We start from the raw sequence: 13,413 nt of genomic DNA, 5'->3' as shown, positions 1-13,413 counted from the left end.
CATGGACGCGTTATCGGCTATTACACGTTTACCTTCAGCATGTCAAGGTTTCCGGCACTGTTGCGACGTCCCCGCCGTGGTGCCTGCCGGACTAGGCGCCTGCCACGGGCTGTTGCTGGGCGTCACTCCCCTTTCCCGCTGCGGCACCCTTGGCGGCGGGAGCGGCCGCCTGCGCGTTCAGCGTGGCGTGGGCTGCGGCCAGGCGCGCGATGGGCACCCGGAACGGCGAGCAGGAGACGTAGTCGAGACCTACCGAGTCGCAGAAGATGACCGAGGCGGGGTCGCCGCCGTGTTCGCCGCAGATGCCGAGCTTGATGTTCGGGCGCGTCAAGCGTCCCTTCTCGCAACCCATGCGCACTAGCGCGCCTACGCCGTTTTGGTCGAGGGTGACGAACGGGTCGTCCTCGAGGATGCCGTTCTCCACGTAGAAGGGGAGGAACTTGCCGGCGTCGTCGCGGGAAAGGCCGAAGGTGGTCTGGGTCAGGTCGTTGGTACCGAAGGAGAAGAAGTCAGCCTCGGTTGCGATGCTGTCCGCGGTGATGGCGGCGCGCGGCAGCTCGATCATGGTCCCGATCAGGTAGTCGACCTTGACGCCGTAGCGCTTCTGCACGTCCTCGCAGACGGCGACCGCGTTGGCGCGCATGATGGAGAGTTCCTTCGTCACCGCGACGAGCGGGATCATGATCTCGGGCACGATCTGGAAACCTTCGTCCTTCACCAGCTCGCAGGCCGCCTCCATGATCGCCTGTACCTGCATGTCGTAGATCTCGGGGAAGGTGACCCCGAGGCGGCAGCCGCGGTGGCCGAGCATCGGGTTGAACTCGTGCAGGAACTCGACCTTGTGCTTCAGGGTCTGCGCCGACACGCCCATGGTGGCGGAGAGCGCGTCGATGTCCTTGTCCTCCTGGGGGAGGAACTCGTGCAGCGGCGGGTCGAGGAGGCGGATGGTGACCGGGAGCCCCTTCATCTCGCGGAAGAGTCCCTTGAAGTCACCCTTCTGCATCGGGAGGATCTTGGCGAGCGCCTTTTTCCTACCCTCGAGGTCGGCGGAAAGGATCATCTCGCGCACCGCGGCGATGCGGTCCGCCTCGAAGAACATATGCTCGGTACGGCAAAGGCCGATACCTTCGGCGCCGAAGTCGCGCGCGGTCTTCGCGTCGTGCGGGGTGTCGGCGTTCGCGCGTACCTTCATCCTGCGGAACTTGTCCACCCAGGCCATAACAGTGGCGAAGTCGCCCCCGACCCCGGCCGCTACCATGGGAACCGAACCCTTCATCACCTCGCCGGTGGAGCCGTCCAGGGTAATCACGTCACCCTTCTTGATGACGGTGCCGTCCTTCGCGACGAACTGGCCGGCGTGGTAGTCGACCTTGATGTCGCCGCAGCCGGCGACGCAGCACTTGCCCATGCCGCGGGCGACCACCGCCGCGTGCGAGGTCATGCCGCCGCGGGCGGTGAGGATACCCTGCGCCGCGTGCATGCCGTGGATGTCCTCGGGGGAGGTCTCGACGCGCACCAGGATCACCTTGTGACCGAGCTTCGCCGCGCTCTCCGCCTCGTCGGCGGTGAAGACCACCTCGCCGGCGGCAGCACCCGGGGAGGCCGGGAGCCCCTTGGCGATCACCTTCTTCTCGGCTTTGGGGTCGAGGGAGGGGTGCAGGAGCTGATCGAGCTGGGAGGGGGCCACGCGCAGCACGGCGGTCTTCTCGTCGATGAGCCCCTCAGCCACCATGTCCACCGCGATCTTGATGGCGGCCTTCGCCGTCCTCTTGCCGCTTCTGCACTGCAGCATGTAGAGGATCCCCTTCTCGATGGTGAACTCGATGTCCTGCATGTCCTTGTAGTGGCGCTCCAGGATGTCGCGGATCTGCACGAGCTGCTCATAGCACTCGGGGAGCACCTCCTCCATGGAGGGGAGGTCGCCCGGCTTGTACTTGGCGCGGTTGATCGGCTGCGGGGTGCGGATGCCGGCAACGACGTCCTCGCCCTGCGCGTTCACCAGGTACTCGCCGTAGAAGTAGTTCTCGCCGGTAGAGGGGTCGCGGGTGAAGGCGACGCCGGTTGCGCAGTCATCCCCCATGTTGCCGAAGACCATGGACTGCACGTTGACAGCGGTCCCCCACTCGGCGGGGATGTTGTTCAGTTTCCGGTAGGTGATGGCGCGCTGATTCATCCAGGAGCCGAACACGGCGCCGATGGCACCCCAGAGCTGCTCCTTCGGGTCCTCGGGGAAATCCACACCCAGGGTCGCCTTGATCTTCGCCTTGAACTCGGCGACGAGCTCCTTCCAGTCGGAGGCGGCCAGTTCGGTATCGAGGTGCGCGCCGCGCGCATCCTTCTTGCGCTCGAGGAGGTGCTCCAGCTCGTCCTTGTGCATCCCCATGACGACGTCGGAGTACATCTGCACGAAACGGCGGTAGGCGTCATAGGCGAAACGCTCGTCGCCGGACTGGGCGATGATCCCCTGCACCGTGGTGTCGTTCAACCCGAGGTTCAGGATGGTGTCCATCATCCCCGGCATGGAGGCGCGTGCGCCGGAGCGGACCGAGACGAGGAGCGGGTTCTTGGCGTCGCCGAACTTCTTACCCATGAGCGCTTCCACACGAGCGAGGTTCGCTTCGACATCGGCGGCGAGCGGGGCCGGGTACTGCTGGTTGTTCTTGTAGTACTCGGTGCAGACCTCCGTGGTGATGGTGAAGCCGGCCGGGACGGGGAGTCCGATCGCGGTCATCTCGGCCAGGTTCGCCCCCTTGCCCCCCAGGAGCTCTTTCATTTTGGCGTTGCCGTCAGCCTTGCCCGCGCCGAAGAAGTAAACGTACTGCGTTCCCATGTGCACCCTCCTTACAGTTTGTTAATTAATTTGGAGCTTAAAGTATACACATAAACCGAAAAAGGCAAACAGCCGCCGGGAGTTCCACCCGGACGGCTGTTTACGTGAGCGTCAGATCGTTTTGCTGCTGCGACCGCCTCCCCAAGGATCATGCACCCCGGTTCAGGCTGTCGCAGTCTCATCATGCCGATAACCTCGCGAAGTCGGCGAGGCGACCGAAGAGCCTCGCGATCGAGGTGAGCAGGGCCAGGCGGTTTTGCCGTACCCGCTCGTCCTCGGCCATGACCATCACCTTATCGAAGAAGAGGTCGACGGCGGGCTTCAAGGTGGCGATCTCGGTGAGGGCGGAGAGGTAGTCGGCGCGCTCCACGGCGCCCTCCACCTTCCCTTTCACAGCCTGCTGCGCCTGGAAGAGACCGCCTTCGGCATCCTCCTGGAAGAGTGACGCGTCCACCGGGGTGTCCACCCCGTCCTTCACGATGTTGCAGACGCGCTTGAAGGCGACGGCGAGCGCGCCGAAGTCTTCGCGCTTTCTGAAGCCGGCAAGGGCCTCGATCTTGGCGGCTGCCTCGACCAGGTCGTCGAAGGAGACCGAGACCACCGCGTCCACCACGTCGGAGGGGTAGCGGTCCGCCATGAGGTTCACGAAACGGCCGCGGAAGAACTCCAGCACGTCGCGGTAGACGTCCTCGACCGGGCGGGTCGCCTTGGCAGCGAGGAGGTCCAGGGATGCACGGACCAGGCCGGAGAGCGGCTCGCGGTACTGCTTCTCCAGGATGATGTTGATGATCCCGAGCGCGGAGCGGCGCAGCGCGTAGGGGTCGGCGGAGCCTGTCGGGATGAGACCGACGCTGAAGCAGCCGCAGATGGTGTCGACCTTGTCGGCAAGGGAAACGAAGGCGCCGATGTCGGAGGCGGGAAGCTCGCCGCCCGCCTGGGTCGGGAGGTAGTGTTCGGCGATGGCGTTGGCTACCGCCGCGTCCTCGCCATCATACAGGGCGTACTCGCGCCCCATGATCCCCTGCACCTCGGGGAACTCGCCGACCATGCCGGAGACGAGGTCCGCCTTGCAAAGCGTGGCGGCGCGGGCGGCCTTGTCGGCGACGGCGGGGTTGTGACGTCCAGCGAGCCCCTTGGCCAGTTCGCGGAAGCGCTCCATTTTCTCGTAGGAGGTACCGAGTTTCGCCTGGTACACGACGCTTTTCAGCGACTCCACGCGGGACTCGAGTTTAACCTTGTGGTCCTCGTCGAAGAAGAAGCGGGCGTCGGAGAGACGGGCGCGAAGGACGCGCTCGTTCCCCTTGACCACCACGGAGGGATCCTCGGTGAGGGTGTTGTTGATGGTGATGAAGCCGGGCAAGAGTTTCCCCTGGTCGTCGACCAGCGAGAAGTAGCGCTGGTGCTCGCGCATCGAGGTGATGAGCACCTCGCGCGGCACGACGAGGAAGTCCGGCGAGAAGGTGCCGTGCACCGCGGAGGGGTACTCGACCAGGAAGGCGACCTGCTCGAGGAGCGCCTCGTCGGCGAGGACGTTCCCTTTCGCCTGGCGCGCCACGCGCTCGATCTCCTGGCGGATAATCGCCTTTCTCTTCTCGGGGTCCGGGATCACGAAATGGCGCTCGCACTCCTCGAGATAGCTCGCGAGGTCGCGCACCGGGAAGGTGGTGTTGGCCATGAAGCGGTGCCCGCGCGAGGCGCTGCCGCTTTCGATGTTGCCGAAGGAGAAGGGAACGACGACGCCGTCGAAGAGCGCCACGATCCAGTGGATCGGACGGGCGAAGCGGACGTCGAAATCGGCCCAGCGCATCGACTTCTTGAACGGGATGGCACCGATCAGGCGCGGGAGCATCTCGGGGAGGAGCTCGGCGGTGTCACGCCCCACCTCGCTTTTCACCGCGGCGAGGTACTCGCCCTTGGGTGTCATGACCACCTTAAGATCGGCAACGTCCACGCCCTGGCCGCGGGCGAAGCCCTGGGCCGCCTTGGTCGGGTTGCCGTCTGCGTCGTAGGCGGCACTTTTGGCCGGCCCCATCGCGGTCAGCTCGGCGTCGGGCTGGCGCTCGGCCATCCCCTTCACCGCGAGCACCAGGCGGCGCGGGGTACCAAGCGTCACGATCTCGCCGTACTCGATGCGGGCCGTCTCCAGCTCGCGCTTCATGAGGGCTTCCATGTCGGCCATCGCCTTGGGGACAAAGCCGGCGGGAACCTCCTCGCATCCTATCTCGAGGAACAGATCCTTTGCCATTAGCGACCTCCTTTCAGGAGCGGGAAGCCGAGCCGCTCGCGCATCTGCAGGTAACCTTCGGCGCAAAGACGCGCGACGTTCCTCACCTTGCCGATGTAGGAGGCGCGCTCGGTGACCGAGATGGCGCCGCGGGCATCCAGGAGGTTGAAGGTGTGGGAGCACTTCATGACGTAGTCGTAGGCCGGGAGCACGAGCCCCTTCTCAACCAGGCGGATGCACTCCTTCTCGTACATCTTGAACAGGGAGAGGAGCATGTCGACGTCGGCCTCTTCGAAGTTGTAGGTGGAGAACTCGACCTCGCTTTCGTGGTGGATATCGCCGTACTTGACACCCTTGACCCACTCGAGGTCATAGACGTTGTCCACCCCCTGCAGGTACATGGCGATCCTCTCGCAGCCGTAGGTGATCTCGGAGGAGACCGGTTTCAGGTCGATGCCGCCTGCCTGCTGGAAGTAGGTGAACTGGGTGATCTCCATGCCGTCGAGCCAAACCTCCCAGCCAAGGCCCCAGGCGCCCAGGGTCGGCGACTCCCAGTCGTCCTCGACGAAGCGGATGTCGTGCTTGTTCGGGTCGATGCCGAAGGCGCGCAGCGAGTCGAGGTAGAGGTCCAGGATGTTCATGGGGGAGGGCTTCATGATCACCTGGAACTGGTAGTAGTGCTGCAGACGGTTCGGGTTCTCGCCGTAGCGCCCGTCGGTGGGGCGACGGGAAGGCTCCACGTAGGCGACCTTCCACGGCTCGGGCCCGAGCACGCGCAGGAAGGTGGCCGGGTTGAAGGTCCCCGCCCCCTTCTCGGTATCATAGGGTTGCTGGATTACGCACCCCTGCCCTGCCCAGTACCCCTGCAGGGAGAGGATCAGATCCTGAAATGTCAACACGCCGCCTCCGATCTAATCAATATTTTCAAGTGGTGCAGCTTTTGGCAGAAAAAAGTTTACTGTATCCAAACAGTTAGGCTCGCCAGATTACAACAGCGGCGAGCGCCCTGTCAAGGGAATATCACCGGGAAAAGGGCGGAAAACCGGGCTGCGGCGCACGCGCGACGGAGGGCGGGGAAAGGGAGCCGGAAAAAAACCGGTGAATTCTTCTGTTTACCGGCCACCCCTTTACGGTAAACTCATCGGGGGGGATCTTCACATGAGAGACAGCGATACCATCGTCATAGTCGGCTCGGGTTCCACCGCGTTCGCCGCGGCGCTGAGAGCGAAGGAGCACGGGGTCAAATCGATCATGATCGAGCGGAGCATCCTTGGGGGCACCTGCATAAATTGGGGGTGCATCCCCTCGAAGACCCTCATCCACTGCGCCCTGTTCCGGCACGAGGCGCAGCTTGGCGAGCGGCTCGGCCTCGGCGTGCGCCGGGACGGCGTGGAGTACCAGATCCTCGACGGACACAAGTTCGCCGTGGTGCAAAGGCTTCGGGAAGAGAAGTACCTGGACGTACTCGAGCGGCTGCCGGAGCTCTCCCTCGTGAAGGGAAAGGCCGTTTTCACCGCCCCGGGGACCATACAGGTGGGGGACCGGGTCATCGAAAGCGACCGCATCCTCATCGCCACCGGCGGGCATCCGCGCGTCCCGAAGATCCCCGGCCTCGAGAAGACCCCGTATCTCACCAGCAAGAGCGCCCTGTTGCTGAAATCGCTCCCGGAGAGCCTCACCATCGTCGGGGGCGGCGTCATCGCCCTCGAGCTTGGGCAGATGTTCCTGCGCCTGGGCGTTCCGGTCACCATACTGGAGCACGGCGCCCGGGTCCTCCCGGCCGTCGAGGCCGAGCCTGCGCTTGCCCTGCAAAGGGCGCTGGAAAACGAGGGGATGCAGGTGGTGGTCGGGGCCGCGGTCTGCTCGGTGGCAAAGGAAGGAGCAGGCGTCAGGGTGGAGGCGCTCGTTGACGGGGAGCCGCGCGAGTTCCGCTCGCAGCAGCTTCTGATCGCGGTAGGGACCGCCCCCGCCACCGAGGGGATCGGTCTCGAAGAGGCCGGGGTGGAACTGGACGCGCGCGGCTTCATCAAGGTGGACCGCGAGATGCGCACCACCGCCCCCGGCGTCTGGGCCGCCGGCGACGTGACCGGCGGGATGCAGATCGCCACGGTCGGGGCCCGCGAGGGGATCGCCGCCGTCGAAAACATGTTGCAGGCCGGGTGCCACTGCGCCCTCGACTACGAAAGCCTCCCCATGGCCATCTTCACCGACCCGGAAGTCGCCATGGTCGGTCACGGCGAGGAGTCCGCGAAAAAAGCGGGCTTCGACGTCGAGTGCCAGACCATCCCCGCCTCGGCAATCCCCAAGGCCCACGTCACCGGTTCGCTCGACGGCGCAGTCAAGATCGTCGCCGACCGCGCGACCGACCGCATCATAGGCGTCCACCTCTGCCTGCACCGCGGCGCCGACATCATCAACGAGGCGGCGCTCGCCATACGCTGCCGCATGACCGTGGCCGAGCTCGCCGACACCCTGCACGTCTACCCCTCGATGGGGGAAGGGTTGCGCCTTTGCGCCCAGGCCTTCAAGAGGGATCTGGGCCAGCTCTCCTGCTGCGCAGAATGACCGCTTCCTGCGCGTTCTTCCTACATTAGATTAAAATTGACAAGTAATTCATGAAGGCATACCATGCAGCGCGAACGACCTCCGGGTCGGAACTGCATCTGCGCGGATATGCGCGTGTTGTGAGCGAGGGGAAGCACCGATGGCGGCTGAAATTCTGTTCGTGGACGACAACAAATTGATCCTGCAGGCATCCGTAGATCTCTTCAAGCCGAAGGGGATCGACCTGCTCACCGCCGGCAACGCGGAGGAGGCGCTGGAGCTGTTCCGGCACCACGAGATCGCGGTGGTGGTATCGGACAATCAGATGCCCGGGATGTCGGGGCTCGATTTTCTCACCGAACTGCGCCACGTCTCGCCGGACACCGTGAAGGTGCTCATCTCCTCCTACGTCGACCTCGCCACCGCGCTCGCCGCCATCAACAACTCCGAGGTGTACCGCTACCTTTTAAAGCCCTGGAAGGAACAGGAGATCCTGGACGTGGTGCAGGAGGGACTTAAGCGCTACCGCACCGTGCGCTCCATGCGGCGCGAGGACGAGGCGGTGCTCCGCTCCCTCGCCCAGACCATCGAGCTCAAGGACCCGAGCACCAAGGGGCACTGCGACCGGGTCGCCGTGTACGCCCTCCTGATCGCCGATGCCATGGGACTGTCCAAGGAGACCCAGCGACAGATCAAGTACGGCAGCTGGCTGCACGACTGCGGCAAGATCGGCGTCTCCGAGGTGATCCTGAACGGCAGCGGCAGCCTGAACGCCGCTGAGTTTGCCACCATGAAGATGCACACCGACTGGGGTGCCGACCTGGCGGACAAGGCGAAGCTCTCCGAGGCCGCCCGCAACATCATCCGCCACCACCACGAGAAATACGACGGCACCGGCTACCCCCTGGGGCTCGCCGGCGAGGCGATCCCGCTGGAGGCACGCATCGTCTCGGTCGCCGACGTCTACGACGCCCTCACCATGGATCGCTCCTACCGCAAGCGCTACCCCCTCGCCAAGGCGCGCGAGATGGTGGCCGCCATGAGCGGCGAGGCGCTCGACCCCGGGGTCGTGGAGGTCTTCCTCACCGTGGTGCCGGAAGGCTCCCTCCCTGCCTCCGAGGATCTGCAGGGTGAGATCCCGCCTCTCGCCAGAAAGGGCGTCCCCTTAAGCCTCAAGAGCGCCCACGCCTAAACGCCCCCACCCGCGCGGGGAAACCACCGGCGCACCACGAAGGCCCGGTCCCCGGCGCTTCCTTCCGGGAAACGGTCCGCTGGCCTGCGCGTCTTCATGATCCCCTTCAAGAGTTCCAGCTTCGGCGTCATCATGACGCCGCTTTGCTTCCCTCCGCACCCCATCCTGCTCTCGATCACCGAATCATCATCGAGCACGATCATCACGTGCCCCTTCCACACAAAAAGGTCGAGCGGTTCGAGCTTTCTCGCGATCACCTCAGCGGAAAGCCCCGCCACCGCAACCGCATTGCCGTAGGAGGTCAGCGTCGAGGTGTTGCGCGGCGTGAAGCCGTCGGTCGCCTCGTACAAAAGCCCCGAGCAGTCCACCCCGGAGAGCGGGTCCCCCTGCGGGTAGTACTTTCTCAAAAGCGGCACACCGTCCTTCACGTTCCCGCCCCATACGTACGGCTTGCCCAGAGCGGATAATAGCCGTTTCTGGATCTCTGCGAGCGCCGGAAGACGGCGGGTGCGCTCCGTGACGGGACCGCTCGCCTGCTTCACGAAGCGCTCGTCCACGAAGAGCCCGGTCTTCGTGGGGTACGGGTAGTCGTTGGTGGTGACGCGCAGGACTTTCACACCGGAGCGCGTAAGCTCGCCGTGCACGGTGAAGAGGGTTCCCGGCAGGGCGATGAACTCGACGGGACGCACACCGCAGCAGGGGTCGAGACGGACGGCACCGCCGAAGCTCCCTGCGAAGTCGGGGGTGTTCAGAACAGGGGCATAAGAGACGGCAAGGACGTGTCGCTCGGCCGCCCAGGCGTGCCCGGGGACGGTGACGGCAAAAGTCGCGACAAGGGTGAGGATGACGAGAAAGAAAGGCTTCATGACGCACCTCGGCAAAAATGCTGCGGCACGCGGCCGGCAGCCGGTGGAACGCGGCGAGCGCCGCGCGGGGTAAATGGGAAAAGAGCGGGTTTTCAGCGGGCGAAGGCCTCGGGAAGCGGCAGCAGGCGCGGCTTTGTCTCCCTCAAAAGCGGCAGCGCGAGCCTGATCCCCTTCGGCTCGTTGCCGTTGCCGTGCACGAGGATGAAGCTGCCGCGGTGCGGCTCCTCACCCTTGGCGAGCCAGGCGTCGGCACCGATCGGCACCAGGGAGAGCTCGCCCAAGCGCTCCATGACGGCGCGGTCCGACACGAGGCCGGGAAAACGGAAGAAGGGGGACGGGACGAGGTCCCGGGCGAGGAGGAGCTCCTCCAGGTGGAGCACCTCGGCGGTCAGGTCCGTGCCGGGCGCAAGGAGGAAGTTTTCGGCCAGCGGCGCCTTCGCATCGTAGTGATGGTGCCAGGAATGGTTCACCCAGGTGACGGCGAGCCGCCCCGCCGCGACCTCCCCTTTCAGGTAGGCGACCTCTTCCGGGTGGCTTGCAAGCCACAGCCCCGAGACCATGACCGAGACCGGGACCGGTGCCCCCTTCCCAAGCGCCTCCGCCGCCTCGAAAAGCTCGCGCTCGAAGGGACGCTTTGAGGGGCAAAGGTCGACGGTGAGAAACAGGCCGTCCGCGCCGCTCTCGGCGCGCGTGGCGCCGCCGTTTTGCAGCCGGTAGGGGGGAGCGGTGTAACGGGACACCGTCCGGCCAAGCCGCGTGCGCCGGAAGGAGTCGGCCGGGGCGTCCTTAACGGGAAAAAGCTGGGCGGCCGGAAGGTCATAGCTTACGAAGCTCTCCGCATCGACCGCGAGCCGGTGCTCCACGCCGTCCTTCTTGAACCCCCGAACCGCCCAGAGCGCACGCCCGGCGCGGTCGGTGACCGCTTCGCGCATCGCGCGGTAGCCGGTGATTTCCGAGGCGGTCGCGCAGGCGGCGGCGAGCATCATGAGCGTAAAGCAAAGCGCCGCTACACGTAGCGGCGCAAAACGGCATGGTGTTGTCTTGCGGGTCGACATGGGGGCTAGGCCAGCACGGAGCGGAGCGCAGCGTCGATCTTCTCGACATCGACGCGGGTGTTGAAGCAGGGCCCGAAGGGGCGGTCGTTTAGCACCCCGATCACGGGAAGGGGGTAGCAGTCCTTGATGCCGGAGGTGAGGTCGCGTTCGCAGGCGACGGCGAGTACTAACTTCGGGCGTTTCTCGATGATCACCTTGCGGGCGAGCGTACCGCCGGTTGCCACCGAGATATCCACCTGGTAACGCTGCGCCAGGTCGGCAAGCCCCATGATGTCGCAGCGGCCGCAGCGCATGCACTTGTTGATCTCGCCGGTCACCTTGATCTCGCACTCGGCAAGCTGCAGGCAATGCGGCAGCAGGATGAGGATCCGGTCCGGCTTCACCTTGAGGCGCTGCGAGATGACCAGCGAGTTGTTCATCGCCACGAAGGACTGCCTTATGGTGTCCTTCGATATGCCGCAGAGCTTCCCCATCTGCTCGATGAGCGGGAGGAGGAACTTGATCACCACGCCGCGCATGAACTTCGTGCCGAGGATGTCCTTGCCGAACGCGGTGGTGAGCACAAGAAGCGCCGTGCCGAGCACCGCGATACCGGAGAGGACGGCGAACACCATGCCGACGATACGGGGGAGATCCGGATGGATGTTGGCAAGCCCCATGGTGGGGATGTACCACCCGAGGTAGATGAGTCCCACCACGAGCAGGCACGTAACCCCCATGAGGGCGACGAAGAGCCGCTTCTGGGGCGGCTTCTGATAGGTTCCTTTAGACGCCAACGGCGGCATCCTTTCTACCTAGGGCAAGGCCTGCCTGCACCTTGTAGCCGGCCAGGAAGTCGCCGGCGGCCATCCTCTTTTTCCCCTCGAGCTGCAGCTCGCTGATCAGGAGGCTCCCCTCGCCGCAGGCCACCTCGATGCCGTCGCGCGAGGCGGCGAGCACGGTGCCGGGAACGCCGGTTCCGGTTGCGGTCTGCACCTTGTAGACCTTGAGGAGCTTGTCGTCCAGGTAGCTGAACGCGCCGGGCCACGGCGTCATGCCGCGTACCTGGTTCTTGATGTCGCGGGCGCTTTTCTGCCAGTCGATCAGCCCGTCCTCTTTCTTCATGATCGGGGCGTAGCAGGTGAGGGAGTCGTCCTGCTTCTCCGGGACGAGTTCGCCCGCGACCAGGCGGTCCAGGGTCTCGGCCAGAAGTTCCGCGCCGAGCTTGGACATCCGGTCGTGCAGGCTCTGGGTGTCCTCGTCCAGATCGATGGGGGTGGCGCTTTTCAGGAGCATGTCGCCCGTGTCGAGACCCACGTCCATCATCATGGTGGTGACCCCGGTCTCACTCTCGCCGTTTATGATGCACCAGTTAAGCGGCGCGGCGCCGCGGTAGCGCGGCAGGAGCGAGGCGTGCACGTTGATGCAGCCGTATTTCGGGATGTCGAGGAGCGCCTTCGGAAGGATCTGCCCGAAGGCGATCACCACGATGAGGTCCGGCTCGAGGGCGCGGATCTCTTCGATCGACTCGGGAAGGCGCACCTTCACCGGCTGCAAGACCTTGATGCCGTGCTCCTCGGCCAACACCTTCACCGGAGGGGGGAGGGTCTGCTGGCCGCGCCCCTTGGGACGGTCCGGCTGGGTGACAACGGCCACCACGTTCTCACCGCGGTCTATGAGGGTGCGCAGGGTCGGGCAGGCGAATTCGGGGGTTCCCATGAAGATGATGCGCAAACCGGTCATCAATGCTGCTCCTTTGCTTCCTCCAGGGCGCGCTGGTAGCGCTTCCTGAAGATCCCCTTCTTGAGCGGGGAGAGGTGGTCTATGAAGAGGACGCCGTCCAGGTGGTCGATCTCGTGCTGGAAGGCGATGGCGAGGAGATCATCGGCGCGGATCACCACTTCCTCCCCCTCCAGGTTGAGCATCTTCACCACGACGCGGGCATGGCGGCGCACGTTGGCGGAGAACTTAGGCACCGAGAGGCACCCCTCCTCCTCGAACGCCTCACCCTCGGCGTGGATGATCTCGGGGTTGATGGCGACGATCAGCTCGGGCTTTTCGTCCTTGCACGAGACGTCGATGACGACGATGCGCTGGTGCACGCCGATCTGCGGCGCGGCGAGCCCCACGCCCGGGGCGTCGTACATGGTCTCGGCCATGTCGCGCACGAGTTCGCGGGTCTTGTCGGTGATCACGGTGACCGGCAGGGAGCGCTGCTTCAGCTCCGGGTCCGGATAGGTCAGTATTCTTCGTACCATAAGTCCTTCCTTTGGCTTTGGGCTATCCGGGTCAATATACTAAAGTTGTCGATGAAAAATCAACGGGATACTCATGAGTGGGGAAAGCCCGCCACGCGTCAAATTCCCGTCACAAAAAGGGCGAAAGTCAAAAAAACCTCCGTCAAAAGCGGTGCGTCCGGGAGGCGTAACCAAGCGATACCGGGTATTTACATCAGGGGAACGCCTCTTGCTTGTCTCGATCCCCGATGCAGCTTTTGAACCACGGAGGGAGCATGACGCACGAAACGATGACCATATTGAAGAGCTTTGCGGAAGCGGGCACGACCGCCGCCCCGGTGGCGCTCCTGGCCGCTGCCGCCGCCCTGCCGCACCTGCTCACCCTGGGACATGCCGCGACGCCGGTCCGCGTACCGGCAAGGCGTGCGCGCCGCATCTGGGGGCGCGAGGACGGCTTCACGACCTCCTCACCCCGCAGGTAGCGCC

The 13,413-nt window shown here is 64.8% G+C and carries 11 protein-coding genes; 3 read left to right on the top strand and 8 right to left on the bottom strand.

Going from position 1 to position 13,413, the window contains the following annotated elements; genetic code table 11:
• Positions 1-91: 91 nt before the first annotated feature.
• The 3 genes from ppdK to glyQ form a co-directional block, all read right to left on the bottom strand.
• Positions 92-2,830 carry a pyruvate, phosphate dikinase gene (ppdK, locus tag E8K79_RS17445; protein WP_136515835.1) on the bottom strand — a complete coding sequence of 913 codons (2,739 nt, stop codon included), beginning with the start codon at positions 2,828-2,830 and terminating at the stop codon, positions 92-94.
• Between the two features lie 181 nt (positions 2,831-3,011).
• Positions 3,012-5,075: a glycine--tRNA ligase subunit beta gene (gene glyS / locus E8K79_RS17440; RefSeq protein ID WP_136515834.1), complete on the bottom strand. Its 2,064-nt coding sequence runs from the start codon at positions 5,073-5,075 to the stop codon at positions 3,012-3,014.
• Positions 5,075-5,950 carry a glycine--tRNA ligase subunit alpha gene (gene glyQ, locus E8K79_RS17435; RefSeq protein WP_135869547.1) on the bottom strand — a complete coding sequence of 292 codons (876 nt, stop codon included), beginning with the start codon at positions 5,948-5,950 and terminating at the stop codon, positions 5,075-5,077. Before glyQ ends, glyS begins: the two co-directional genes overlap by 1 nt.
• A 262-nt stretch (positions 5,951-6,212) precedes the next feature.
• Here glyQ and merA point away from each other — a divergent pair, with 262 nt between their 5' ends.
• Positions 6,213-7,619 carry a mercury(II) reductase gene (merA, locus tag E8K79_RS17430; protein WP_136515833.1) on the top strand — a complete coding sequence of 469 codons (1,407 nt, stop codon included), beginning with the start codon at positions 6,213-6,215 and terminating at the stop codon, positions 7,617-7,619.
• A 139-nt stretch (positions 7,620-7,758) separates the two neighbouring features.
• The gene (locus E8K79_RS17425) at positions 7,759-8,790 is read left to right on the top strand and encodes an HD-GYP domain-containing protein (protein ID WP_136515832.1); all 1,032 of its coding nucleotides are present in this window, start codon (positions 7,759-7,761) and stop codon (positions 8,788-8,790) included.
• Here the strand turns inward: E8K79_RS17425 and E8K79_RS17420 are convergent.
• From E8K79_RS17420 to def, 5 genes are all read right to left on the bottom strand, one after another.
• Positions 8,787-9,656 carry an NlpC/P60 family protein gene (locus E8K79_RS17420; protein WP_136515831.1) on the bottom strand — a complete coding sequence of 290 codons (870 nt, stop codon included), beginning with the start codon at positions 9,654-9,656 and terminating at the stop codon, positions 8,787-8,789. The two genes, E8K79_RS17425 and E8K79_RS17420, sit on opposite strands and share 4 nt — an antisense overlap.
• 92 nt (positions 9,657-9,748) lie before the next feature.
• Complete coding sequence (locus E8K79_RS17415; protein ID WP_136515830.1) at positions 9,749-10,711, bottom strand: polysaccharide deacetylase family protein; 963 nt, start codon at positions 10,709-10,711, stop codon at positions 9,749-9,751.
• A 5-nt stretch (positions 10,712-10,716) separates the two neighbouring features.
• Positions 10,717-11,487, bottom strand: a complete 771-nt coding sequence (locus E8K79_RS17410) for a DUF116 domain-containing protein (protein ID WP_162604703.1) — start codon at positions 11,485-11,487, stop codon at positions 10,717-10,719.
• The gene (gene fmt / locus E8K79_RS17405) at positions 11,477-12,433 is read right to left on the bottom strand and encodes a methionyl-tRNA formyltransferase (RefSeq protein ID WP_136515828.1); all 957 of its coding nucleotides are present in this window, start codon (positions 12,431-12,433) and stop codon (positions 11,477-11,479) included. The genes E8K79_RS17410 and fmt overlap by 11 nt, the downstream gene beginning before the upstream one ends.
• Positions 12,433-12,948 (bottom strand): peptide deformylase, encoded by a 516-nt coding sequence (gene def, locus E8K79_RS17400; RefSeq protein ID WP_135868369.1) that lies wholly within the window; start codon positions 12,946-12,948, stop codon positions 12,433-12,435. Before def ends, fmt begins: the two co-directional genes overlap by 1 nt.
• A 254-nt stretch (positions 12,949-13,202) precedes the next feature.
• Between def and E8K79_RS17395 the strand changes: the two genes are divergently transcribed.
• Positions 13,203-13,409 (top strand): hypothetical protein, encoded by a 207-nt coding sequence (locus E8K79_RS17395; RefSeq protein ID WP_135868370.1) that lies wholly within the window; start codon positions 13,203-13,205, stop codon positions 13,407-13,409.
• Positions 13,410-13,413 lie beyond the last annotated feature (4 nt).

The sequence above is a fragment of the Geomonas edaphica genome (genome assembly GCF_004917075.1).
GTDB lineage: Bacteria > Desulfobacterota > Desulfuromonadia > Geobacterales > Geobacteraceae > Geomonas > Geomonas edaphica.
This window is presented reverse-complemented; position numbering and strand designations above follow the sequence as displayed.